The sequence below is a fragment of the Baekduia soli genome, from assembly GCF_007970665.1.
In the GTDB taxonomy this organism is placed as follows: domain Bacteria; phylum Actinomycetota; class Thermoleophilia; order Solirubrobacterales; family Solirubrobacteraceae; genus Baekduia; species Baekduia soli.
The window spans coordinates 1,068,753-1,092,870 of the sequence record NZ_CP042430.1 but is presented as its reverse complement, the minus strand read 5'-3'; the positions used below and the strand labels follow the sequence as shown (position 1 = coordinate 1,092,870).

General features: G+C 72.7%; 18 protein-coding genes, 3 tRNA genes and 2 pseudogenes. 8 read left to right on the top strand and 15 right to left on the bottom strand.

Going from position 1 to position 24,118, the window contains the following annotated elements:
• Positions 1-50: 50 nt before the first annotated feature.
• Complete coding sequence (locus FSW04_RS05090) at positions 51-248, bottom strand: hypothetical protein (RefSeq protein ID WP_146916919.1); 198 nt, start codon at positions 246-248, stop codon at positions 51-53.
• A 17-nt stretch (positions 249-265) separates the two neighbouring features.
• Positions 266-1,338, bottom strand: a pseudogene (locus FSW04_RS05085) (IS630 family transposase).
• A 779-nt stretch (positions 1,339-2,117) separates the two neighbouring features.
• Between FSW04_RS05085 and FSW04_RS05080 the strand changes: the two are divergent.
• Together FSW04_RS05080 and FSW04_RS05075 are read left to right on the top strand one after the other, a co-directional pair.
• Positions 2,118-2,354: a hypothetical protein gene (locus FSW04_RS05080; protein ID WP_146916917.1), complete on the top strand. Its 237-nt coding sequence runs from the start codon at positions 2,118-2,120 to the stop codon at positions 2,352-2,354.
• Between the two features lie 804 nt (positions 2,355-3,158).
• Positions 3,159-5,081, top strand: a complete 1,923-nt coding sequence (locus FSW04_RS05075; protein ID WP_228430903.1) for a potassium transporter Kup — start codon at positions 3,159-3,161, stop codon at positions 5,079-5,081.
• Positions 5,082-5,091: 10 nt separating this feature from the next.
• Here the strand turns inward: FSW04_RS05075 and FSW04_RS25670 are convergent, their stop codons facing one another.
• Positions 5,092-5,367 (bottom strand): hypothetical protein, encoded by a 276-nt coding sequence (locus tag FSW04_RS25670; RefSeq protein ID WP_187369260.1) that lies wholly within the window; start codon positions 5,365-5,367, stop codon positions 5,092-5,094.
• 152 nt (positions 5,368-5,519) lie between these two features.
• Between FSW04_RS25670 and corA the strand changes: the two are divergent.
• The 3 genes and pseudogenes from corA to FSW04_RS05055 all read left to right on the top strand — a co-directional run bounded on the left by corA (position 5,520) and on the right by FSW04_RS05055 (position 10,397).
• A pseudogene (corA, locus tag FSW04_RS05065) lies at positions 5,520-6,514 on the top strand (magnesium/cobalt transporter CorA).
• 555 nt (positions 6,515-7,069) lie between these two features.
• Positions 7,070-8,305 (top strand): IS256 family transposase, encoded by a 1,236-nt coding sequence (locus FSW04_RS05060; RefSeq protein ID WP_228430507.1) that lies wholly within the window; start codon positions 7,070-7,072, stop codon positions 8,303-8,305.
• 796 nt (positions 8,306-9,101) lie between these two features.
• Positions 9,102-10,397, top strand: a complete 1,296-nt coding sequence (locus tag FSW04_RS05055) for a tyrosine-type recombinase/integrase (RefSeq protein WP_146916913.1) — start codon at positions 9,102-9,104, stop codon at positions 10,395-10,397.
• Positions 10,398-10,435: 38 nt separating this feature from the next.
• On the opposite strand, the gene FSW04_RS05050 is transcribed toward FSW04_RS05055, so the two are convergent.
• Positions 10,436-10,509 (bottom strand) — tRNA-Val (locus FSW04_RS05050).
• A gap of 73 nt (positions 10,510-10,582) precedes the next feature.
• Here FSW04_RS05050 and FSW04_RS05045 point away from each other — a divergent pair.
• On the top strand, positions 10,583-10,921 hold the full coding sequence (locus FSW04_RS05045) for a hypothetical protein (RefSeq protein WP_146916910.1): 339 nt from the start codon (positions 10,583-10,585) through the stop codon (positions 10,919-10,921).
• A gap of 27 nt (positions 10,922-10,948) precedes the next feature.
• Here FSW04_RS05045 and FSW04_RS27755 read toward each other — a convergent pair whose 3' ends face one another.
• The 3 genes from FSW04_RS27755 to FSW04_RS05030 all read right to left on the bottom strand — a co-directional run bounded on the left by FSW04_RS27755 (position 10,949) and on the right by FSW04_RS05030 (position 13,202).
• A complete protein-coding gene (locus FSW04_RS27755; protein WP_146916908.1) occupies positions 10,949-12,085 on the bottom strand; it encodes a hypothetical protein in 1,137 nt (378 codons plus the stop codon).
• 159 nt (positions 12,086-12,244) lie between these two features.
• Complete coding sequence (locus FSW04_RS05035) at positions 12,245-12,952, bottom strand: hypothetical protein (RefSeq protein WP_146916905.1); 708 nt, start codon at positions 12,950-12,952, stop codon at positions 12,245-12,247.
• A gap of 178 nt (positions 12,953-13,130) precedes the next feature.
• Positions 13,131-13,202, bottom strand: a tRNA-Glu gene (locus FSW04_RS05030).
• A 29-nt stretch (positions 13,203-13,231) separates the two neighbouring features.
• Here FSW04_RS05030 and FSW04_RS05025 point away from each other — a divergent pair.
• Positions 13,232-13,305: transfer RNA gene (locus tag FSW04_RS05025), tRNA-Lys, on the top strand.
• A 235-nt stretch (positions 13,306-13,540) separates the two neighbouring features.
• Here FSW04_RS05025 and FSW04_RS05020 read toward each other — a convergent pair.
• The 4 genes from FSW04_RS05020 to purH all read right to left on the bottom strand — a co-directional run bounded on the left by FSW04_RS05020 (position 13,541) and on the right by purH (position 18,042).
• Positions 13,541-14,347: an isocitrate lyase/PEP mutase family protein gene (locus tag FSW04_RS05020; protein WP_146916903.1), complete on the bottom strand. Its 807-nt coding sequence runs from the start codon at positions 14,345-14,347 to the stop codon at positions 13,541-13,543.
• Positions 14,348-14,358: 11 nt separating this feature from the next.
• Positions 14,359-15,912, bottom strand: coding sequence for a DEAD/DEAH box helicase (locus FSW04_RS05015; protein ID WP_146916901.1), 1,554 nt, complete (start codon positions 15,910-15,912; stop codon positions 14,359-14,361).
• A gap of 115 nt (positions 15,913-16,027) precedes the next feature.
• Complete coding sequence (locus FSW04_RS05010; RefSeq protein ID WP_146916898.1) at positions 16,028-16,453, bottom strand: RidA family protein; 426 nt, start codon at positions 16,451-16,453, stop codon at positions 16,028-16,030.
• Entirely contained in the window at positions 16,453-18,042 is a 1,590-nt protein-coding gene (gene purH, locus FSW04_RS05005; RefSeq protein ID WP_146916896.1) for a bifunctional phosphoribosylaminoimidazolecarboxamide formyltransferase/IMP cyclohydrolase, read from the bottom strand. The genes FSW04_RS05010 and purH overlap by 1 nt, the downstream gene beginning before the upstream one ends.
• 95 nt (positions 18,043-18,137) lie before the next feature.
• Between purH and FSW04_RS05000 the strand changes: the two genes are divergently transcribed.
• A complete protein-coding gene (locus FSW04_RS05000; RefSeq protein WP_146916893.1) occupies positions 18,138-18,383 on the top strand; it encodes a hypothetical protein in 246 nt (81 codons plus the stop codon).
• A gap of 24 nt (positions 18,384-18,407) precedes the next feature.
• On the opposite strand, the gene purN is transcribed toward FSW04_RS05000, so the two are convergent.
• The 4 genes from purN to FSW04_RS04980 form a co-directional block, all read right to left on the bottom strand.
• Positions 18,408-19,022 carry a phosphoribosylglycinamide formyltransferase gene (gene purN / locus FSW04_RS04995; protein WP_146916891.1) on the bottom strand — a complete coding sequence of 205 codons (615 nt, stop codon included), beginning with the start codon at positions 19,020-19,022 and terminating at the stop codon, positions 18,408-18,410.
• The gene (locus FSW04_RS04990) at positions 19,022-20,830 is read right to left on the bottom strand and encodes a RecQ family ATP-dependent DNA helicase (RefSeq protein WP_146916889.1); all 1,809 of its coding nucleotides are present in this window, start codon (positions 20,828-20,830) and stop codon (positions 19,022-19,024) included. Before FSW04_RS04990 ends, purN begins: the two co-directional genes overlap by 1 nt.
• A 125-nt stretch (positions 20,831-20,955) precedes the next feature.
• The gene (purF, locus tag FSW04_RS04985; RefSeq protein WP_146916887.1) at positions 20,956-22,452 is read right to left on the bottom strand and encodes an amidophosphoribosyltransferase; all 1,497 of its coding nucleotides are present in this window, start codon (positions 22,450-22,452) and stop codon (positions 20,956-20,958) included.
• An 82-nt stretch (positions 22,453-22,534) separates the two neighbouring features.
• A complete protein-coding gene (locus tag FSW04_RS04980; RefSeq protein WP_146916885.1) occupies positions 22,535-24,109 on the bottom strand; it encodes a Na+/H+ antiporter in 1,575 nt (524 codons plus the stop codon).
• Positions 24,110-24,118 lie beyond the last annotated feature (9 nt).

Below are 24,118 nucleotides of genomic sequence, written 5' to 3'. Positions count from 1 at the left end.
TGTTCGCGGCCGCGGTCAGTCCGAACGAGCGGCTCCCTGCTTGCCCCTCGTCAGGGCCGTGGCCAGGCGTGGACTGACTCCCCCGCGCTGTAGGCGACGATGACCAGCGCTGAGATCGGGTCGGCCCACCACCACCCGATTAGCGCGTTGAGCGTGATGCCGACGAGCACCGCTGAGGCGAGCAGGCCGTCGATGATGGTTACCCGCGCCTCGGCGAGCAGCACGGGGTGATCGAGCTTGACGCCCACCTTCCGCTTGTCGGAAGCTAGTGTCGTGATTCGTTAATTCGGTGGCAGTTGCGGGTGATCGAGTCGGGGATCTGGTCAGCGGTCTTGGTCCAGTCGAAGGGCTTGGGATCGTCGTTCCAGGTGTCGATCCAGGCGCGGATGTCGGCGTTGAGCTGAGCGACCGAGCGGTGTGCGCCGCGGCGTAGCTTCTTGGTAACCAGCGCTCGACGAGATTCAGCCACGAGCTCGAGGTCGGGGTGAAGTGCAAGACGAACCGCGGGTGGGCGGCCAGCCAGTTGCGGATCGCCGGCGTCTTGTGCGTCGAGGAGTTGTCGAGGACCAGGTGAATGTCGAGGTCGGCGGGGACCTCGCGGTCAATGGTCTGCAAGAACTTCTTGAACTCGATCGCGCGATGGCGGCTGTGCAGCGCGCCGATCACCTTGCCGGTGGTGATGTCCAACGCGGCGTAGAGGCTGGAGGTGCCCGAGCGCTTGTAGTCGTGCGTGGCGCGCTGTGGGGTGCCCGGAAGCATGGGCAGGATCGGTGCCGTGCGGTCCAGCACCTGGATCTGGGACTTCTCATCGACACAGAGCACCACCGCGCGCTCGGGTGGGTTGAGGTAGATCCCGACGACGTCGCGGACCTTGTCGATGAACTGCGGGTCCTTGGAGAGCTTCCAGGTCTCCTGGCGGTGGGGCTGCAGCCCGAACGCCTTCCAGATCCGCAGCACCGCCGACTGCGTCAGCCCGACCTCGCGGGCCATCGATCTGGTCGACCAGTGCGTGGCGTCCTTGGGCGTGGTCTCCAGGGTCTTGACGATCACCTCCTCGACCTGGTCGTCGGTGACCGTCCTGGGCCGCCCGGGCCTGGGCTCGTCAGTCAGACCGTCGAGGCGGTGCTCGACAAAGCGCGAGCGCCACTTGCCCGCGACATTGCGATGGATCCCCAACTCACCGGCGATCTCGGTGTTGTTGAGCCCATCGGCGGCCAGCAGCACGATCCGCGCCCGCATCGCCAGCGCCTGCGCACTCGTGTGCCGTCGCGTCCACGACTCCAACTGCGCACGCTCTACGGCCGACAACTCGACAGGCACAAGCACGGAGGAGGGCATGATCACACCCTCCCCACATGCACACGAATTAATGCATCACGACACTAGGTGGCGGCTGGCAGAGGGGCTGGCCGCCACCGCATACGAGGGACGCCGGCACCGACCCGGCCGGAGGTCATCGGTGCTGATCCGGCCTGGTCCGCGCGTCCTGCGCGGTCGCGACGCGGCATAGGCCGACATCCAGGCTCTGCTGCATCTCGGGTGCGCTCGCGACATGGAGACGTGGAACGAGGACGGGCTCGGTGGTCGGACTCAGTCCCAGGAGATGGAGGAGCCAGGGGCGTGCGGTGGTGGGCCCGACACAGAGGAGGCGGTCAACGTCGAGATCAGAACAGACCGAGAGCGTTGGATCTGTTGGCGATGCGGTGAGCAAGCCGAGGACGGCCATGGGCCGGGGAGGACTCGAACCCCCATCAGACGGATTATGAGCGCAGGAATGGATCATTCCGCTTACTCTCATTCGATCCGATTTGGCTCTACAGAGCCGATCCTAGCACCCGTTCCGTCCCGCGAGGCGACGACAAGACCGAGGACAGAGGCACATCGGGGACAGAGTTGGGGACAGAGAACGGGCTCATCGTTCACCATCACCATTCCTTGGTTTGCGGTCAGGACAGAGCGCGTCCGTGCCCCAGCGGACGGCACGACGCCGCCGCCGAGGTCCTGGTGTCTTGTCTGGGCAGCAGGCCGGCGTGCTCTGGGCACAGTTAGCCGGCCGGACCTCCTGGCCCGAGTCCGGCGCGCGCTGTCAGGCGCTTCGGCGGCGTAGCCTCCGCGCCGTGTCGCATCTTCATCTCCTGCAACCGCTGCACGGCGGCGTCGCGCTGCCGGGGAGCCATGTGGCCAGACGCCGGGAAGCCGTTGACGGAGCCGACATCGACGCACTCGATGTGCAGGTCGCCTCGGCGGGAGGGTGGGTCGAGCGGATCGCGATCGAGTCTTCCACCCTTGGCCGGCAAACGCCGGCGTACTTCACGTACTACTACGTCCTGCCTGCGACAGCCGTTGCGCCCTAGGTCATCGCTGCCCACGCACCCCGGGCGCGACGTCAAGACGTCTTGGTGGCAGCGTCCTGGCCGCGCTTCCACGCCGCCGAGCCCTGCGGCTGGTGAGCGATCCCGAAGAACCGCGCGGGAAACCACCACTTGATGGCCCGGCCGATCGCGGTCCGCTGACACCAACACCGCGGATCACAACCACAGACGCGTTCGCGCGGATTGTGAAGCCTGCGAAGTGCCGCCGACGTCATGAGCAAACACTACTCCTGCCGGTCAGAGAGCCCGAACGCTTCCCGTCTGCTCCGGCGAGGTCGTTCGGGCCCGTCTGACGCGCGCATCGCTCCTCCGGCTCCCGCGGCCGGAGCAACGCCCGCGGACGTTAGACGCCGGCGCTCCCAGGGCCTATCGCCCAGATGCGGTAGCCAACACCGGCCAGGCAGACGAGCAGCATCGGAACGGATCATTCGGCTCGCTCTCATTCGATCTGGCTTGCCCCAAGAGGCGATTGTCTGGCCCCTCAAGGCGGGACCAGTCACCCCGATCAAGCACCGCGGGGACAGATCATCCGCCCCCAAGGCGCCGTGCCTGCACGCGGCCTGCACGCGCGGCATCGCCCTTCTCGACCAAACGCGCTGTGGTGCTCGCGACACACCGAATCAGACCGTCAGCTGCTTGCCGCCTTGTCGCACCGGCACTTGGGCGTCTGGCGACCCGCGCGGGTCGCCATCCGGGCAGAGAAGCGTCGTCGGCGGCGGCCCCGAGCACGCCATCCGTGCCGGCAGGATCCGCGACCCCGGGCGGCGGCCTATGCTGCCGCCCGACATGCCAGAAGCGGTCAAGGCGACGGTGCGGCGCCACCCTGGGGCGGCCGCGCTGGCGCTCGGCGCGCTGGGCGTCGTGTTCGGCGACATCGGGACCAGCCCGCTCTACGCGCTGCAGGCGGTCTTCGCGGCCGACCACGGGGCGGTCAAGGCGACCCAGGGCGACGTCTACGGGATCATCTCGCTCGTCGTCTGGTCGATCACGCTGATCGTCTCGGTCAAGTTCGTGACGTTCATCATGCGCGCCGACAACGACGGCGAGGGCGGCATCATGGCGCTCGTCGCGCTCATCCGGCGCGTGCGGCTGGACCGGCCCGTCATCAAGGCCGCGCTCGTCGCCGCCGGCCTGTTCGGGGTCGCGCTGTTCTACGGCGACGGCATGATCACCCCGGCCATCTCGGTGCTCTCGGCCGTCGAGGGCATCAAGGTCGCGGCGCCGAGCCTCTCGTCGGTCGTGCTGCCCGTCACCCTGGCCGTGCTCGTCGGGCTGTTCCTCCTGCAGCGCTACGGCACGGAGACGATCGGACGGCTCTTCGGCCCGGTGATGGTGCTCTGGTTCGCCGCGCTGGCCGCGGCCGGGGTCGCCGAGCTCGCGGTCCACCCCCAGATCCTCCGGGCGTTCTCCCCGCACTACGCCGTGGACTTCTTCGCCGCCCACCCGGGCATCGCGTTCGTCTCGCTCGGCTCCGTCGTGCTGACGGTCACCGGCTCCGAGGCGCTGTACGCCGACATGGGGCACTTCGGCCGCAAGCCGATCAGCCGGGCATGGTTCTGGGTGGTGTTCCCAGCGTTGATCATCAACTACATGGGCCAGGGCTCCCTGATCCTCCAGGACCCGGGCGCGATCACCAACCCGTTCTACCTGCTGCTCCCTGACTGGGCCCGGGTGCCGATGATCGCGCTGGCGACGCTGGCCACCCTCATCGCCTCCCAGGCCGTGATCTCCGGCGCATTCTCGGTGACCCGGCAGGCCGTGCAGCTCGGGTTCCTTCCGCGGCTGAACATCCGCCACACGTCCGACGCGACGATCGGGCAGGTCTACGTGCCCGCGGTCAACTGGGCGCTGTTCGCGGCGGTCCTCGCGCTCGTCATCGGGTTCGGGTCCTCGGCGCGGCTGGCCACGGCCTACGGCATCGCGGTGACGGGCACGCTGCTCATCGACTCGATCCTGTTCCTCGTCGTCGCGCGGCTGCTGTGGGGCCGGCCGCGCTGGGCCATCGCGGCCGGCGTGCTGGCCTTCGTCACCGTCGACGTGCTGTTCCTCGCCGCCAACGTGACGAAGATCCTCCACGGGGGCTGGTTCCCCCTGCTCGTCGGCGCGGCGGTCTTCACCGCGCTGTCGACGTGGGACCGAGGCCGCGAGGCCGTCACCGCCGCCCGCATCGCGGCCGAGGGGCCGCTGCTGGACTTCGTCGAGCACATGCACAACCGGTTCCCGCCGATCACCCGCCTGCAGGGCGTCGCGGTCTACCTGAACCCGAGCCGCGACACGACCCCGATCGCGCTGCGCGTCGGGGTCGAGCAGATCCACGGCATCCCCGAGAAGGTCGTCATCCTCACGATCGAGACGGCCAACACGCCGCACGTGCCCGAGGAGGAGCGGCTGCACACCGACGGCCTCGGCTACGACGACGACGGCTACAGCCACATCACCCTGCGCTTCGGCTACCAGGACCGCCTCGACGTCCCGGCCGAGCTGGCCCGCCGGCGCCGGGGCGGGCGGACGCGCGAGGCCCACTTCAACCCGTACCACGCGACGTACTTCCTGTCGCACATCACGATCGTCGCCGACCGCCCGCACGGCATGCCGCGCTGGCGCAAGCGGCTCTTCGTCGCGATGGCGCGCAACGCGGCCAGCCCCGCGGACTACTTCAACCTGCCGCCCGAGCGCGTCGTCACGCTCGGATCCCAGATCCACATCTGAACTGGCCCGTTTAGGCTAGGCCCAGCCGCCGCTCGACGTCGGCCACGGCCCCGGGAAGGTCCAGGCCCCAGATGTACAGCGGACCCGCACCATCGGTCAGCAGCGCATGGACGGCCTCCAGGCCGTCGACCGGCAGATCCCGGCCCGAGCGCAGCACACCGGCCAGGGCCAGCAGGTCGGGCTCGCACATCAGCACCCGGTCGCGCGCCACCGGGATCCGGCTCGTGAAGTACCCGCTCTGGACGTGCGCGTCGCGCACCGCCTGCTCCAGGCCACTGGCCAGCATGCGGCGCCGGCGGCTGGCACGGCGCGGGGTTAGGGACTGCAACAACATGGTGTCCACACGATCGCCCCGGGACCGTGCGGGCCGCATGGAGATCCCGGACCACGGCGTACAGATCTCGCACCGATGACGACGCCGACTTCCGGGCCGCGGGTATGTTCGGCTCGGTGATCGTGGATCGCGCCATCTATCGCGATGGTCGGCGCGTCGCCGAGCCGGGCGAGCTGGCCGACCTGGCCGACGCCTGCCTGCAGGGCGACGGGATCGCGTGGATCGGCCTCTACCGCCCGACGCTTGAGGAGTTCGCCGAGGTCACCCGGGAGTTCCACCTGCACGAGCTCGCCGTCGAGGACGCGGTCAACGCCCACCAGCGGCCCAAGCTCGAGCGCTACGGCGACACCCTGTCTGCGTCCTGAGACCGGCGCGCTACATCGACGAGACCGAGACCGTCGAGTTCGGCGAGGTCCACGTTTTCGCCGGCCCGCAGTTCGTCATCACCGTCCGCCACAGCGAGGCGCCCGACCTCGGCGAGGTGCGCCGCGACCTGGAAGGCCGCCCGGACCTGCTGCGCCGCGGACCGGTGGCGGTGCTGCACGCGATCATGGACCGCGTCGTCGACGACTATCTGCCCGTGGTCGCCGGCGTCGAGAACGACATCGACGAGATCGAGGACGAGGTCTTCGACGGCAGCACCGACGCCTCGCGCCGCATCTACGAGCTCACACGCGAGGTCATCCACTTCCAGTGCGCCATCCGCCCGCTCATTCCCATGCTGGAGTGCCTCATGGCCGACCCCGGCGTCGACGACGAGGAGCGCCGATACCTGCGCGACGTCGAGGACCACGCGCTGCGCCTGCAGGAGCAGGCCGACGACTTCCGCCAACTGCTGCAGAACATCCTCAACGTCAACCTCACGCTGGAGACCAAGAGCCTCAGCGAGGTCTCCAATACCCAGAACGAAGAGGTCAAGAAGATCCCGGCCTGGGCCGCGATCCTCTTCGCGCCCTCGGTCGTCGGCACCGTCTACGGCATGAACTTCGACCACATGCCCGAGCTGCACTGGTACTACGGCTACGTCTATGCGCTGGGCCTGATGGTGGCGATCTCGCTGATGCTGTACATCGTCTTCCGCCGCCGCGCCTGGATCTGAACACGGCGTTCCCGACGCCGCCGCCACATCGTCGGCCAGTGGCCGCACGCTGCACACGGCCGCGCACCTGTCGCTGGTGGTCGGCAGCGCGCTCGTGGACGCCGACGGCGGTCGCCTGGGCCGCGGGATCCCGAACGCAGATGGTCCGCGGGGCCCCGATGGTCCCGGGAGCGCAGCGCGGCGTGTGACCTCCTCGCCGATCTGGACCATGGCCAGCGCTGGGCGGTTGCGCTTTCCCTTCGCCCACCGCCTTCGTCAGGTGACGCGCGATGGTTTCGCGCCTTTCGCGAGGCGCCTACGCGCGCATGAGAGCGACCGCTCGCGGGCTGAAGGCCCCGGCGGGCGGCTGGGGGGCCCAAGGCGTTTTACGGATGGGAGGGAAATGCGGAGGGAGTGCAGGCGCACTGCCCCCGTTGCGGGGAGCAGAGCGCCTGACGGGTCACGTCCCTAGTGTTGGTGTAGGAGCCGGTCGGACGGAACGGACGTAGGTCCGGCCACCGCGGCGCTCATTCTTCGTCGGAGTTCTCACGCAACGACGAGGAAGGGAGGCCGGCGATGGCCGGTCAGGACAGGATGACGATCGTGGAGGTCGTCAGGCAGGTGCTTCGTGATGAGCACGCAGACGTGATCCGCGAGTCGGTCAAGGCCGTCGCTCAGGAGTTGATGGAGGCCGAGGTCTCCGAGCTCATCGGCGCTCAGCGCGGCGAGCGGACCGAGGATCGCGCGACGCATCGCAACGGCTACCGGCCGCGGCGTTGGGACACGAGGGCTGGGGAGATCGAGTTGCAGATCCCCAAGATCCGTCAGGGCAGCTACTTCCCGTCGTTCTTGCAGCCGCGCAAGCGCAGCGAGCAGGCGCTGGTCGCGGTCGTCCAGCAGGCCTATGTCTGCGGCGTGAGCACCCGGCGCGTCGACCAGCTCGTCGAGAGCCTCGGGCTGCGAATCAGCAAGTCGGAGGTCTCGCGGATCGCCGGCCTGCTCGACGAGCAGGTCCAGGCGTTCCGCCAGCGGCCGCTCGAAGGCCGCTACCCGTACTTGTTCGTCGACGCCAAGATCGAGAAGGTCCGCGACGGCGGACGGGTGCAGCGCAAGGCCGTTGTTGTCGCGCATGCCGTCCACGAGACAGGCCGCCGCGAGATCATCGGCCTAGACATCGGCGCCGCGGAGACCGAAGCGTTCTGGACCGAGTTCCTCAGGTCCCTGGTCGCCCGCGGGCTGCTCGGAGTCCAGCTCGCGATCTCCGACGCCCACGAAGGCCTCAAGAACGCGCTGGCCAAGGTGTTAGGGGCGCCCTGGCAGCGCTGCACCGTGCACTTCCTCAGAGACCTCCGCGGCCACGCCCACCGCGAACAGCACGACGCCTTGGGCGCCTTGATCCGCTCGATCTTCACCGCGCCCGACGGCACCGAAGCTCGCAAGCGGCTGGCCGACGCCGTTTCTCAGCTCGAGCCCAGGCTGGGCAAGGTCGCCCGGCTACTCGAACAGGCCGAGGACGACGTCCTGGCCTTCTACAGCTGCCCGAAGGAGCACTGGCCCAAGATCCGCTCGACCAATCCGCTGGAACGGTTCAACCGCGAGATCGGCCGCCGCACCGACGTCGTCGGCATCTTCCCCGACGACGCTTCGGTGATCCGACTGGTCTCGATGCTCGCGATCGAAGCCAACGACGAATGGCTCGTCGGGCGAAGCTACATCAGCCAGAAGTCGATGACCCCTCTCTTCCAATCCCAGGATCAGACGACCATCACCACCAACAATCAGGAGGAGGTCGAAGAGCTCCTCGCGGCCTGAGCCGCCGACCGCAGCAACGACAAGAACGAGCTCCGACTCCTACACCACGCCCTGGGACTTGACTGCCTGACGATCTACGGCCGGGTGGGGTTCCGGTCGGTCGGTTGGCACGCAGACTTCGGCGAGCCCAGGTCGTGCTTTGCCTCGCGGGCCCGGCCTTCATCTTCCGGACCACTCGTCTGCGTCTGCCCCGCCCACAGCGTGGGCGGCACGTACGGTGAACATCTGGGGATGAACCCGCCGGGCGGTTCTCAGCCGACGCCCGTTGCCGCGTGCGCTGCGTTAATGGTGGTGGGATGCTTGCGGGTCCTCTCAGAGCCCACCACGCGCTGAGCAGACAGCGCTATGGCACGGGGCCTCCCTTGGTCGCACTGAGCGCGCCGAAGCAAGGCTGTTCGTGCTTGAAGTGTTCGCTGACGCTGCGATAGGCGGCAACCGGCGTGATGTCCCCATCGTGAGCGGGCGGACTCTCGTAACGGGTGGGCCAAGGGACAGTTCGCCAAGAGATCGCACGAGTCCCGGCGTCGCCACACCCCTGAACACGGCTTGAAACCGGGCATCCGCTTCTACCCGCAACATCCATGTAGCGGACGGCGACACACCACTACACGTCTTCGGCTTCCGAACCCGGTCGCGAGTCCGAGGTAGCCAGCCGGCGGCGCTCAGCGCACGGCCCGAGTGGTCCGAGCGCGCGCCCAGCTGCTGCCTCCCGCCTCGCAGGGGAGTGCCACAGCCGCCATCCGCTGGGCGTCGCGCGACAAGCCCCCTGGACACGCGCGCTACGGTCCTGGTCGGGATGCCTCGACCGGCGACGGGAGCGATCGAGTCCCACCACTGGAGGGACCACACCACGGTCACGTGGCGACTCCGGGTGCGCGCCTACGGGCGCCGCTGGTGCATCGACCTGGGCACTAACCACGAGGGCTGGAACGAGGAGCGCGCCCAGGTCGAGCTCGACCAGGTCCAGGCCCAGATCGCCCGCGGCACCTGGCAGCCCCCGTCCAAGGACGACGTCGCGGTCGCCGCCCCCGACCCGGAGTCCGAGACCGTGCACGTCACCGCCTCCCGGTGGTGGCAGCGCCACCGCGGCGAGCTGCGCCCCAACACGCGGGCCGACTACCAGTGGCGGCTCGCCCACCTGCTCGCCATCCTGAAGGACACCCCGACCAGCGAGCTGGACGCCCGCCGCGTCGACGAGCTGCGCGACGCCCTCGTCGCCCGCGGCCTGAGCGCCCGGTCGGTGAACATGGTCCTCGGCCTCCTCGCCCAGATCCTCGACGACGCCGTCGACTACGGCCTGCTGGGGTCGAACCCCGCCCGCGGCAGGCGCCGGCGGATGAAGGTCAAGCCCGCCGCCCGCTCGTTCCTCGAGCCCGACATGATCGTCGACCTGCTCGACGTCGCCGGGGAGTGGGAGAACGAGCTGCGCCCCCACCAGCGCTACGGCCGCCGCGCGCTGCTGGCATGGCTATGCCTGTCCGGCCCGCGGATCAGCGAGGCCGTGCTGGCCGACCGCGGCGAGCTGGACCTCGCCTCCGGGCGCTGGCGCATCCCCGCCGCCAAGACCGACGCCGGGCGCCGCGACATCGACCTGACCGCGTTCGTCGCCGACGAGCTGCGCGCCCACGCCGCCAGCCGCGACCTCGACCCCGCCGGGCCCATGTTCCCCACCCGGACCGGCGGCCGGCTCAACGACCACAACCTGCGCGCCCGCCTGTTCCCCGAGGTCGTGAGCCGCGCCAACGAGCGCCGCGCCAAGGCCGGGAAGCTGCTGCTGCCCGAGCGCGTGACCCCGCACACGTTGCGCCGCACGTTCGCCAGCCTGTGCTTCTTCGCCGGGCGCGACCCCAGGTTCGTGATGAGCCAGCTCGGCCACGCCGACGCCCGGCTCACCCTGGCCGTGTACGCCCAGACGCTAGAGCGCCGCCGCGTCGACCACGAGCTGGTCTGGGCCCTGATGCGCTTCATGGACGAGCCCGAGCAGCCGCCGAATGGCCCCACGGGACAACGCGCCCCAGAGGGGTTTGGCACAACGAATGACACAACGCCCTCCGATCCGGTGTCCGATACGAGTGCGACACTGGACCCGTGATCGTCGTGAGCCCTTGCGGGAGAAGGGGAAACGGAGGATGGGCGGTCCCGGGATCGAACCGGGGACCCCTCGCTTGTAAGGCGAGTGCTCTGACCAGCTGAGCTAACCGCCCGCGGGAGGGCCACAGGCTACGGCAGTCGTTCGGGGTGTGAACCGCGGTGACCGCGGGTACCCGCCCGGCCACGATGCTCGACCAACGCCAGGCCAAGCGCGACGTCTTCATCCTCGACGGGACCTTCGGGCTCGTCGGCCGCCTCGACGGGGTCCATATCGACCCCGACGGCGAGGCATGGGGCACCGTGCACTGCGGCACCTTCGGCGCGCGCACGCGGCTCGTGCCGCTGCGTGGCTCCCAGTGGTGGAGCGGCTACCTGCGGGTGACCTGCTCGCGCCACCAGGTGCGCAACGCGCCGGAGTCCGGCGCCGACGTGCTGCTCGACGCCGACGACGCCGAGCTCCTGCGCGAGCACTACGGCGCCGTCGACGACGGCGCCGAGTCGCGCTTCTACCGCCCCGAGTCGTAGGCCTCCGCCGCGCGAGCGGCGCGAGGGTCAGGCGGCGGGAGCCTGGTCGACCGGCGCCGGAGCATTGTCCGCGTCCGCGTCTCCGGACACCGGGGTGGGATCGGTCGCCGGCGCGGGCGTCGGATCGGTCGGCGCGGGCGTCGGATCGGCCGGCGCGGGCGTCGGATCGGCCGGCGCGGGCGTCGGATCGGCCGGCGCGGGCGTCGGATCGGTCGGCGCGGGCGTCGGATCGGTCGGCGCGGGCGTCGGATCGGCCGGCGCGGGCGTCGGATCGGTCGGCGCGGGCGTCGGATCGGTCGGCGCGGGCGTCGGATCGGCCGGCGTGGGATCGGTCGGCGGCGCCGGGTCGGCGGGCGCGGAGGGCACCTGCGGCGCGGGCGCGGTCACCGGGCCCTGAGCCGGGGCCGGGTCGGGCGCCGGATCGGCCGGCGGCGTCGGATCGGCGGGCGTCGCCGGGCTCGGCGGGGTCGGATCGGCGGGCGCGACGACGGCAGGGGCCGGGGCCGGCGGCACGGGCGCGGTGGGGTCGGCCGGGGCCGAGGCGTCGTCGGCCGTGGCGACGACCGGCGTGAGGTCGGCGGGGGGCGTGGCCTCGGCGGCCGTGGGCACGACGATGCGCGGCAGCGCGGGCAGCATGGGCAGCGCGGCGACGGGAACGGTGCCGGCCGGAACCGGGGTCACGGCCGAAGGGTCGGCGACGACCGGTGCCGACGGCGACGCCGGGATGGTGGGCACGGGCGCGGCCGGCGTCGGCATCGGCGTGCCGGCGGCCGGGCCGGTCGTGGTGGGGGCCGTCGTGCGGTCGGGCGCCGTGCGGGGGCCCGTCGGCGCGGAGGCGCCCGGCGCCGTGGCGGCGGGCGCGCCGCCGGCCGGCGTGGTGGTCGCGGGCGCCACGTCGACCGTGTTCTGCAGGCCGAGCAGGATGCGCGCGGTCGTCTGCTCGGCCGACGAGCCGGGCAGCGTGGCGGCGACGGTCGCCGGGACCTCGCGCCGCGGCTCGGCCATGCGCGGGATGACGATCTGTGTGCCGCCGGCGTCGCGCGCCTCGGGCCAGGAGGAGAAGGAGAGGATCGTCCCGCGCAGCAGCGCGGTCGCCGAGGCCATGACGGCGCAGGCGATCAGGACGCCCAGGGCGAGCGTCGTCGTCTGGCGGTGCATCAGCACCGCGGCCGTGCTCCTGCTGTCATGACCGCGCCCATGACCTCGTCATCGGCGGCGCGGCCTCGGCCCTGGAGGGGAGGAGCGCAAGTCGGACGCAGACACCCCGCAAGTTGGGGGCAAATCCGGTACACCGCAAACCGGTGTCGTCGGTCACGCACCGGCTCACGTGTCGATCCCCATGTAGGTGAAGCGCGTGGCGGGGGGATCGACCTCGTTGGCCGGATCGACGTTCGCCGGGTCGACGCCGACGCGGCACGCGATGAGCCGCAGGACGTTGTTGGCGCCCGGGTTGCCCGACACGGTGATGAGGTCCGACCAGCCCGGCTGGGGGGTGACGATCACGATGTCGTCGTTGATCTGGGCCGCGAGGTTGCCGACCGGCGTCGGGGTGACCTCGGCCTTCTGGCACTCGTTGATCTTGAACGGGGCGAAGTCGACGACCACCGAGCCGTAGACGTCGGCCAGGTCGGTCACCTGCAGGCCGCCGTCGGCGATCGCCGCCGAGCCCACCGCCCCGTCGGCGATCTTCGACGACGTCACCGCCGAGGCGCCGAGCTGCACCGGGCCGACCGCGCCGTCGCCGAGCTTGGACCCGTCCACCGCGCCCGGCGCGATCGCCAGCGGGCCCACCGCGTTGTCGGCGAGCTTCGTCGCGTCGACGGCCTTGGCCGCCAGCTGCCGCGTGCCCACCGAGCCCGCCCGCGTGGCCTGGAGCGTCTTGACGGCCGTCCTGGAGAGGTCCTGGGTCCCGAGCGAGCGGTTGCGGATCTGCGCCGACGTGATCGAGCTCTTGCGGATCGAGCGGCCGTCGATGAGCCGTGCCGCGGTCGCGGGGCCGCCGAGGGCGATGAACAGGGCTAGGAGAGCCACCCCCATCGAGGCGGAGGGGCGGCGCAGTCGGAGCTTCATGCGGCTGAGATGACCAGGGAGGATCGCCGCGGGCCGAGACGGTGCCCGCGTGGAGGGCTGCACTCTGCCACGCGCGCGGCCGTTTTGGGGCCTCTCGACAGATGGACGATGCCGCGCGGGCACCCTCCCCCGTCCCGCATACCCCCAAGGGGAATCGAACCCCTGCCTCGAGCGTGAAAGGCTCGCGTGCTAGCCGCTACACCATGGGGGCCCGGGGCCCAGGAGTCTAGGCTGAAGGGTGCCCTCGTAGCTCAATCGGTAGAGCGCGCGCCTTTTAAGCGTTGAGGTTGTGGGTTCGAGCCCCACCGGGGGCATCGGGCCGTGCGCCGGAGCCGGCCCACCTGCCCGGTCTTAGGCAATCGTTACCCGACGCTCAGGCTGGCTTGGGGTTGGGGGCTCACCATGGTGGATGCGGAACGCGGGCGATCGGCTCTTGGACCGGCCGGCCGCCCCTCACCCCTCCGCACATCAGCAAGTGCAGTTCCTCCCCACCTGCCCGGCGGGGCGCCCCCGGGCGCCTCGCCCGGGTGCGGGAGGGGCGCGCCGGCGTCAGTCGGCCGATGGGCGGTATCCGAGCTCGTCGGCCGGGGCGCCTCCCTGCAGCAGCTGCGAGGCCGTCCGGGCCAGGGCGGCCAGCGCGGCGCCCATCGGCCCGGGTCCGAACGAGACGCGCGCGACCCCGAGCGCCTCCAGCTCGCTGACCGACGGCGCGCCGGGCCGCGCCAGGACGCTCACGGGCGCCGGGATGCCCTCGACGAGCGCCCGGATCGTCTCGCGCTCGATCACGCCCGGCACGAAGACGCAGTCGGCGCCCGCCGCGGCGTAGGCCCGGCCCCGCAGGAGCGCGGCCTCCGCGTCGTCGGCCCCGCGCAGATAGACGTCGGTGCGGGCGTTGATGACGACCGGCACGCCCTCGCGGTCGGCGCGCTCGCGGGCGGCCTGCACGCGCCGGGCGGCGTCCTGCGCGTCGCGCAACAGCGTCGCGCCGGGGACCCCGTCCTCCAGGTTGCAGCCCACGGCGCCGGCGGCGATCGCGCGCCCGACCGTCTCCCCCACCTCGGCAGGCGTCTCGCCGTAGCCGCTCTCGAGGTCGGCGGTGACCGGCAGGGCCACCGCGCCGGCGATCTCGCCGACGAGCTCGAGCATCCGGTCGCGCCCGATCGCCTCCCCGTCGGCGATCCCGTGGGCCGCGGCCATCGCCCAGGACGCCGTGGCGATCGCGCGGCAGCCCGGCACGGAGGCGACGGTCTGCGCGCTCGCGACGTCCCAGACGTTGACGAGCACGAGGATCGCGGGGTCGGCGTGCAGCCGGAGCAGCTCCTGCGCCCGGGCGGCGGCGGTGTCGAGGTCGGCCACGGCCGCGGACCCTAGCGGCGCACGACGCGACCCGACAACGCGTCGAGCAGGAGGTCGACCGAGCGCTCGAGCTGCTCGATCGTGGCGTCCTGGACGCGGGTGACGCCGACGGCGTCGTTGAGCCACGCGTTGATCTCGCGATGCGGGCGCCGGTCGCGGCGGCCCAGGTCGGCGACGAGCCGGTGGCGCTTGTCGCGCAGGATCGTGCGGCGCTCGAACGCCGACAGGCGCGACGCCGGCTCGGGCACCGCGTCCGGGACGGCGGCGGTGAACGACGCCATGGGCGCCACCGGCGCGTGCGCCACGGCCGGGCCGCCGCCGAACAGCGACATCTGCGAGGTCGGCGACACGTCGGCCGACAGCGCCACGAACTCGACGGCCTCCGACGGCTCGGTCTCGCGGCGCTCCTCGCGCTCGTCGAAGAGCTCCTCGTCGCCGTCGCCGCGGCGCAGGACGTGGCGCAGCTCGCCCTCGACGTCGGTGGCGTGGCGGCGCAGCACCGGGTCGCCGGGCAGGTAGAGCCACGACATGTCGGCCGGGCGCCCCGCGATCGTGCGCACGAACCGGCCGACGACCTGGCGGAAGATGAGCGGGGTCTTGGCCGCGCTGGCGTAGACCCCGACGCGCAGGCGCGGGATGTCGACGCCCTCGCTGACCATGTTGACCGCGACGATCCACTCCTCGCGCGAGGCGGTGAACGCGGCGAGCTTCTTGTGCGCGCCGGCCTCGGCGTGCAGCACGACGGCCGGGCTGCGGCCGCTGACGTCCTTGAGCAGCCGGGCGATCTTGCGCGCGTGGTCGGAGTCGGCCGCCACGACCAGGCCGCCGGCGTCGCGATGGCCGGCGGCGCGGGCCTCCTGCAGCCGCGCGTGCGCCGCGGCGAGGATCCGTGGCAGGCCGTCGCTCAGCTCGGCCGAGATCGCGGTGCGGTAGCGCCGGGAGGCCTCCCGGGCCGTGAGCACCGTGTCGAAGCCGGCCTCGATGACGTCGTCACCCGAGCGCCAGGACAGGGTGCCGTCGTAGGGGATGAACGTCACCGGGCGGCAGACGCCCTCGCGCACGGCCTCGGCGTAGGTGTAGGAGATGTCGGCCACCGCGACGCCCTCGGCGTCGTAGCGCACGCCGGGGATCGGGGTGGTGTCCGAGCGGAACGGCGTGCCCGAGAGCAGCAGCCACCGCGCGGCGTTGCGGAACGCCAGCGCGAAGCCCTCGCCCCAGGCCAGCTCCTCGCCGAGGTGGTGGGCCTCGTCGGCGATGACGAGCGTCCGCCCCGTGCACTGCGACGTCCAGCGCGAGGCGACCATCGCGATCTTGGCGTACGTGACCGCGACGCCGTGGAAGTCGCGCGGCGCGACGAGCTCGGCGGCGTCGGGGACGAGCTGCAGGCCCAGGCGGCCGGCGGCCGTCGCCCACTGGCGCGTCAGCGGCGTCGTCGGGCAGGCCACGACGACGCGGTCGATCTCGCCGCGGGCCAGCAGGCGTCGCGCGATCTCGATGGACGGGCGCGTCTTGCCCGCCCCGGGCGCGGCGGAGATCAGGAACGCGCCCGACTGCCATGTGCCCATCGCCTCAAGCGCCGCGACCTGCCACGCCCGCAATCCGTCGCTGGCAGGGGTCAACAGGGCAGGCACGCGGCGGCGAAGGTTGCGCGAAGGACCGGACGGAAGGGCAAGCCCCTGCTCAGCGCGGGAAACCCGCCCCGCCGGCCCCGCCGGAGGCGGCGACGAACGCGTCGGCCTCGACCTCCACGAGCATCCGCGGGTCCAGCAGGCCGGAGACCTCCACGAGCGTGGTGACCGGCCGGATGTCGGCGAACACGTCGCCGTGGGCGCGCCCCACCTCCTCCCAGCGGGAGGCGTCGGTGACGTAGAGCCGTGTGCGCACCACGTCGGCCAGCGAGGCGTCCACGCGCTCCAGCGCGCGGCCGACGTTGGCCAGCGCCAGCGCGGTCTGCTCGGCGGGCGAGATGCCCTGCACGACGCCGTACTCGTCGACCGACGTGCAGCCGGCGACCCAGACGTGCGCGCCCGCGCGGACGACGCGGGAGTAGCCGATCGCGGCCTCCCACGGGCCCGGCGGCTCGGAGCCCAGGCGACGGATCTCCATCAGTGGCGGAAGTGCCGGCGCTTGGTGAAGACCATCGCGACGCCGGCCTCGTCGGCGGCGGCCACGACCTCGGCGTCGCGGACCGACCCGCCGGGCTGGATCACCGCGGTCACCCCGGCCCGGATGGCCAGCTCGGGCCCGTCGGCGAACGGGAAGAACGCGTCGGAGGCCAGCGCGGCGCCCTTGAGGTCGGGCACCTGGGCCTTCTCGACCGAGAGGCGCACGGAGTCGACGCGGCTCATCTGCCCGGCGCCGATGCCGACGGTCGCCAGGCCGCGCGCGAGCACGATCGCGTTGGACTTCACGTGGCGCGAGACGCGCCAGGCGAACAGCAGGTCGCTCCACTCGTCCTCGCTGGGGCGGCGCGCGGTGACGACCTCCATCCCGTCGCGCTCGTCGCGGCCCGAGTCGCGGTCCTGGACGAGCAGGCCGCCGGTGACCTGGCGGATCTCGGGCTCGCCGAGCACCGGCAGGCGGCGCTCCTGGTCCTCGAGGATGCGGATGTTCTGCTTCTGGGTCAGGACCTCGAGGGCGTCGTCGTCGTAGCCCGGCGCGATGAGCACCTCGATGAACTGCTCGTGCAGGCGCTGCGCCGTCGCGCGGTCGACGCGGCGGTTCAGCGCGATGACGCCGCCATAGGCGCTCATCGGGTCGCACGCGAAGGCGCGCTCGTAGGCCTCCTGCGCGGAGGCCCCCAGCGCCGCGCCGCACGGGTTGTTGTGCTTGACGATCGCGCACGCCGGCACCTCGTACTCGCGGACGAGCGCGCGGGCCGAGTCGAGGTCCAGGATGTTGTTGTAGGAGATCTGCTTGCCGTGGTGCTGCTTGACCTGCGACAGCACGTTCATCCGGGTGCCGACCTGCGCGTAGAACGCGCCGCGCTGGTGCGGGTTCTCGCCGTAGGGCAGGTCGACGACCTTCTCGAAGGCCCGGATGAACAGCGGCGGGAAGTCCTCGTTCTTCTCGGCGAACCAGCGGGCGATCGCGGTGTCGTAGCGCGCGGTGTAGGCGAACGCCTCGGCGGCCAGCGACTCGCGCGTGGGCATGGAGAGCGTCCCGCCGGCGTCGCGCAGCTCCTCGAGCACCGCGTCGTAGGACTCCGGCTTGACGACCACGGCGGCGAACGCGTGGTTCTTGGCGGCCGCGCGCAGCATCGTCGGGCCGCCGATGTCGATGTTCTCGATGACCTCGGCCTCGGACACGCCGCGCCGGGCCGCCGTGCGCTCGAACGGGTAGAGGTTGACGCAGACGAGGTCGACGAACTCGATCTGCTGCTCGTCGGCCTGGGCCAGGTGCTCCGCGTTGGAGCGCACCGCGAGCAGACCCGCGTAGAGCCTGGGGTGCAGCGTCTTGACGCGGCCGTCCATGATCTCGGGGAAGCCCGTGAAGTCGTCGATGGCGCGGACGTCGAGGCCCGCCTCCTGCAGCGCGGCGGCGGTGCCGCCCGTCGAGACGATCTCCACGCCGAGCTCGGCGAGGCCGCGGGCGAAGTCGACGATGCCGCGCTTGTCGGAGACCGACAGCAGGGCGCGCTGGATGCGCACGGCGCCGGGCGCCGTCGGAGCGGCGGGCGAGGTCTCGGAGGCCATGACCGCAAGGGTATTGGCTCTGCGGCCTCACCCGCCCGCCCGTCGGCGGGCGGGCGGGGTGCTTGCGATCCGCACCGTGCGGGAAGCCCGGGGCCATGGACGAGCACCGCCCCGACGAACAGGTCGCCCAGCGGCTCGAGCACGAGGCCGACGTCCTCGACGACCGGCTCGACCTCCTCGGCGACCACATCGACGACGCCGCCGGCAAGGCCGACGCGGCGCGGCGCGACGCGGAGGCCAGCCGCGTCGTCACCGGCGACTGGAAGGACACCGCGCCCGACCGGCCCGGCGGCGACGACCCGGAGGGCGCCGTGGACGACGCGCCCGACCCGGCCGCCTAGCCGCCGCCGCGGCGCGGCGCGGCGTCAGGCGTCGACGAGCAGGCGCCGGGGGTGCCCGGGGTCGCGGCGCACGCGCCCCGCGGCCAGCAGCCGCACGGCCTGCGGCAGCAGCGTGTGCTCCAACGGGCGCAGCGCCCGCAGGGCGGCCGCGGCGTCGGCGCCCGGGGGCAGCTCGATGGCCCGCTGCAGCAGGATGGCGCCCGTGTCGACGCCCTCGTCGACGAGGTGCACGGTGACGCCGAAGACCTTGACTCCGTAGTCGATGGCCTGCTGGACGGCCGCGATCCCCGGGAAGGCGGGCAGCAGCGACGGGTGCACGTTGACGATGCGGTCGCGGAAGCGGGCGATGAACGGCGCCTCCAGCAGCGCCATGTAGCCCGCGAGCACCACGAGGCCCACGTCCTGGGCGTGCAGCCAGTCGGCCATCGCGGCGTCGCGCGCAGCGCGGTCGGCGTGCTCCTCGCGTGCGAAGACGGCGGTCGGCACGCCGGCGCGTCGGGCCCGCTCCAGGGCGCCGGCGACGGCGCGGTCGGAGGCCACGGCGACGACGAGCGGCCCGACCTCGGGGTCGTCGAGCAGCGCCTGCAGGTTCGTCCCGGCCCCGGAGGCCAGGACGCCGACGCGCAGCGGGGCGGCCATCACGCCGCCCCGATGGCCAGCGAGCCCTGCCCCGCCCCGGCGCCCGCGACGACCCGCAGCACCGGATAGGGACCGCCGGTGGAGGCCAGGCGCCCCGAGCCCAGCAGCGCGTCGATGCGCGCCAGCACGGCGCCCGCGGTGAGGTGGGCGTAGGTCCCGTACTCGGGCAGGCCGTCCCACGAGTTGCGCAGCAGGACCTTGGCGCGACCGCCGCGCAGCACCTCGGCCACGCGGGTGCGCCCGATGGAGGGGCGCGCGCCGTCGACCACGGCGAGGATCGCATCGTCGATGCCGGGATGGCGGGCGGTGCCCGCCGCCCCGCCGGCGCCGGCGGCCATCGCGCGCTCCGGGCGGGCCGGCACGAGCGACGGGTCGCACACGTCGCAGCACGGCACCTGCGGGGCGGGCACGGAGTCGTCGCCGAAGTGGCGCAGGATCGCGACACGCCGGCAGCTGTCGCCCTCCACGAACGCCCACGCCGCCCGGTACTGGCGCCAGCGCGCCCGCTGGCCCTCGGCCGCCGACGTCCGCGCCGCCGCCCGGGCCCGGCCGTCGTAGGGTCCGGCCAGGCGCCCGCGCACGCGGTCCATCGGCGCCGGGGCGGGCTGCACGACGCCGGCGCGGGCCAGGTGGCCGACGATCGCGCGCACGCGCTCGGGCTCGTCGTCGAGCTCGGCCACCGCGACGTCGAACCGGCCCTCGGGGGAGGCCGCGATGAGGCGCCGGGCGACTCCGTCCAGCAGCGTGTCGGAGACCTCGGCGCGCTGGATGAAGAAGACGTGCAGACCCTTGTCGCGCGGCTCGGCGAACAACAGCGCCCGGGCGGGCTCTCCGTCGCGGCCGGCGCGCCCGGCCTCCTGGTAGTAGGCCTCGACCGACGGCGGCACGACCTCGTGGGCCACCGTGCGCACGTCGGCCTTGTCGACGCCCATGCCGAACGCGTTCGTCGCGACGACGACCTCGACCTCGCCGGCCATGAAGCGCCGCTGGGCCTCCGTGCGCTCGGCGCGGCCCAGGCCCGCGTGGTAGGCCAGGACCTCGATCCCCAGCTGCGCGGCCAGCCGCTCGGCGAGCCGGTCGGCGGCCTTGCGCGTGCCCGCGTAGACGATGGCCGGGCGCGCGCCGTCCTGCGCCAGCGCCGCGGCGATCCGCGCATGCTTGTCGGCGGTCGTCGCGCAGGGCACGACCGCGAAGCTCAGGTTGGGCCGGTCGAAGCCCGTCGTGACGATCGCGGGGTCGTGCAGGCCCAGGCGCGCGATGATGTCGCGAGCGACCTCGGTCGTCGCGGTCGCCGTCGAGGCCACGAGCGCGCGGGCGCCGAGCCAGCGGGCGGCGTCGGCCAGGCGGAAGTAGTCCGGGCGGAAGTCGTGGCCCCACTGCGACACGCAGTGGGCCTCGTCGACGACGAACAGCCCGATGGGCACGCCCTCGATCGCCTTGAGGAACACGGGCGACGAGAAGCGCTCGGGCGCGACGTACAGCAGCCGCAGCGAGCCGTCGCGGGCACGCGCCAGGGCGCCGGCGTTGGCGGCCGCGTCCTGCTGGGAGTTGACGATGGCCGCCATCCCCGGGGCCCGCCGCTCCAGCGCGGCGACCTGGTCCTGCATGAGCGAGACCAGCGGGGAGACGACGATCGTCAGGTCGGGGCCGACCAGGGCGGGCAGCTGGTAGCAGAGCGACTTGCCGGCGCCCGTCGGCATGACGACGAGCACGTCCTGACCCGCGACGGCCGCGCGCACGGCCGCCTCCTGGCCGGGGCGGAACTCGGAGAAGCCGAAGTGCTGGTGGAGGGCGGCGCGCAGATCCATGCGGGCGCCGGACCATAGCGCCGCGCCCGGAGGCTGCCGCCCGGCGACGCGATCCCGTCACACCCTCGTGACGTCGGCGACCGGGGCACAGCGGTCGCCGAGGCGATGCGCCTCGGCCCGCTGCGCTAGACGACGGGGGCGGGGCCCGGCGCGGCGGCCGGGGCGGCGGCCAGCACGGGCAGGCCGCGCTGCTCGAAGGCGTCCTTGTGCTGGGCGTCCTCCGTGCCGGCCAGGGGGTACTCGCCGGAGAAGCAGGCGTCGCAGTGCGTGGTCCGCTCGCCGCGGACGGCCTCGTAGACGCCGGCCAGCGACAGGTAGGCCAGCGAGTCGGCGCCGAGCTCGGCCGCGACCTCCGCGGGCGTGCGCCCGTGGGCGATCATCTCCTCGCGGCTGGACATGTCGATCCCGTAGTGGCACGGGTGCTTGATCGGCGGGGCCGAGATGCGCATGTGCACCTCCAGCGCGCCGGCGTCGCGCAGCATCTGCACGATCTGGCGCGTCGTGTTGCCGCGCACGATCGAGTCGTCGACGACGACGAGGCGCTTGCCGCCGACGATCTCGGGCAGCGGGTTGAACTTCAGCCGCAGGCCGTGCTTGCGCAGCTCCTGGCCGGGCTGGATGAACGTGCGCGCGACGTAGCGGTTCTTGATGAGCCCGTCGTCCTGGGGCAGCCCGAGCGCCCGGGCGAAGCCGCGCGCGGCGGGGTTGCCCGAGTCGGGGACCGCGATGACCAGGTCGGCCTCCGCCGGCGCCTCGCGCGCCAGGATCTCGCCCATGCGCCCGCGGGCGGCCTGCAGGAGCTGGCCGTTCATCCGCGAGTCGGGGCGCGCGAAGTAGATGTACTCGAAGACGCAGAAGGCCTCGCGCTCGCCCGAGACGACCTGCCGGGCGCTGAGCCCGCGCTCGGACAGGGTGACGACCTCGCCGGGGGCGACGTCGCGCATCGCGGTGGCGCCGATGATGTCGAACGCGCACGTCTCCGAGGCGACGCAGAAGCGGTCGCCCAGGCGGCCCAGCGACAGCGGGCGCAGGCCGGCGCCGTCGCGGAAGGCGACGACCTTGTCCTTGGTCATGACGACGGTGGAGAACGCGCCCTTCAGGCGCGGCAGGACGTCGGCGACGGCGTCCTCGATGCGCTCCGCGGGGTGCGTGGAGATCATCGCGGCGATGATCTCGGAGTCCGAGGTCGAGCTGAACTGGACGCCGCGGGCGCGCAGCTCGGCGTGCAGCTCGACGGCGTTGATGAGGTTGCCGTTGTGGGCCAGCGCGAGCTCCCGGTTGCCGCCCGACCCGGCGCTGCGGTGCACGGGCTGCGAGTTCTCCCACTCGTTGGAGCCTGTCGTCGAGTACCGGACATGGCCGATGGCGAGGTCGCCGGCCAGCGCGCGCAGGTCGTGCTCCTTGAAGACCTGGTTGACCAGGCCCAGCGAGCGCTGCGTGATGATGTAGCCGCCGCGGTCGGCCGCGGCGATGCCCGCCGACTCCTGGCCGCGGTGCTGGAGGGCGTACAGGGCGAAGTAGGTCAGGCGGGAGACGTCGTGCTCGGGGGCGTAGATCCCGAAGACGCCGCACTCGTCGCGCGGGCCGTCGCGCTGCTCGAGAGGGGTGATCAGCTCGGTCATGGAGGCCGCCTCGTGCAGGACGAGGTGACGCGGCGGCGTGACGGAGGGTAGCAACGGCACCGGCCACCGCCGTTGCCTCCCGCTACTCAAGGCGCGCCTCCTGGAGGTCGAGGTCGCGCTCGACGGTGCGCAGCGCCTCCTCGGAGATCTCGCCACGGGCGTGCAGATCGTGCAGCGCGCCGCGCTCGGAGCGCAGCAGCTCCTCGCGCAGGCGCTGGAAGGTCTCGACGTGCTCGCGCTCGGCGTCGCCGGTCTCGTCCCCGGGGGCGCTGGCGTGGCCCAGCCGGGCCTCGTAGAGCTCACGCAGGTGGTCGCCGGCGCGCCCGCCGCCGTCGCCGTCGAGCTCGTCGAGGCGGGCGAGGGCCGCCTCGGCGGCGGCGGCCCGCGCCCGGGCCTCGTCGCCGGCGTCGTCGGCCGCGTCGCGCCCGAGCCCGGTCGCCCGGACCAGCAGCGGCAGCGTCAGGCCCTGGAGGAGCAGCCCGAGCACGATGACGCAGAAGACGACGAAGATGATCAGGTTGCGCTGGGGGAAGTGGGCGCCGCCGTCGATCGTGGCCGGGATGGCCAGCGCCGCGGCCAGGGAGACCGCGCCGCGCATGCCCGCCCAGCCCGCGACGAGCCGCGCCCCGGCGCCGAGCTCGGGCGGCTCCTCTCTCGGCTCGCCCGGGATGAGCCGGCGCAGCAGCGGCCCCACCGTGAACATCCAGGCGACGCGCAGCACGACCACGGCGGCCATCGTGACCCCCACGGTCAGGGCGACGCGCCCGGGGTCGAGGTTCTCGATCGCGCCCGCCACGCGCCGGAACTGCAGCCCCATGAGCAGGAACAGCGTCGACTCGAGCATGAAGGTCAGCGCCTTCCAGAACCCCTGGGCCTCGATGCGCGCGGTCGCCGAGAACAGGCCCTCGCCCCGCGAGCCGAGGTAGAGCCCGACGCTGACGGCGGCCAGGATGCCTGACACGCCGAGCGCCTCGGCCGCGATGTAGGCCGCATACGGCGTGAAGAGCGACAGCGTGATCTCGACGACCGGGTCGTCGATGCGCCGGCGCACGTGGCTGATGGCCCAGCCCACCGCGAGCCCGATGGCCACGCCGCCCACGCCCGTGCTCACGAGCGTGACCGCGCCGTCCACCAGCGAGAACGTGCCGCCGACCGTGGCCGCGACGGCCAGCCGGTAGAGCACGAGCCCCAGTCCGTCGTTGACGAGCGACTCGCCCTCGATGATCGCCGAGAGCGTCGGCGCCACGCGCAGCCGCTGCAGCACGGCCACGGCCGCGACGGGGTCCGTCGGCGCCAGGATCGCCCCGAGCACCAGGCCCTCGGGCCAGCCGAAGCCCGGCACGACGAGCTTGAGCGTGAGGGCCACGACGACCGTCGTGGCCGCCACCAGCCCGATGGCCAGCACGCCGATGCGGCGGGCCTGCTGGCGCAGGTCGCGCGGCGAGGAGTTGAAGCCCGCGCCGTAGACCAGCGGCGGCAGGAAGATGAAGAAGATGAGGTCGGGGTCCAGCGCGGCCGACGGCAGCCCGGGGATCAGCCCGACGGCCACGCCGCAGACCACGAGCACGATGGGCGCGGGCAGGCCCAGACGCCGCGCCAGGCCCGCCAGCACGGTCACGGCCCCGAGCAGGCCGACGAGGATCTCCGCAGAGGTCACCTGCCGGTC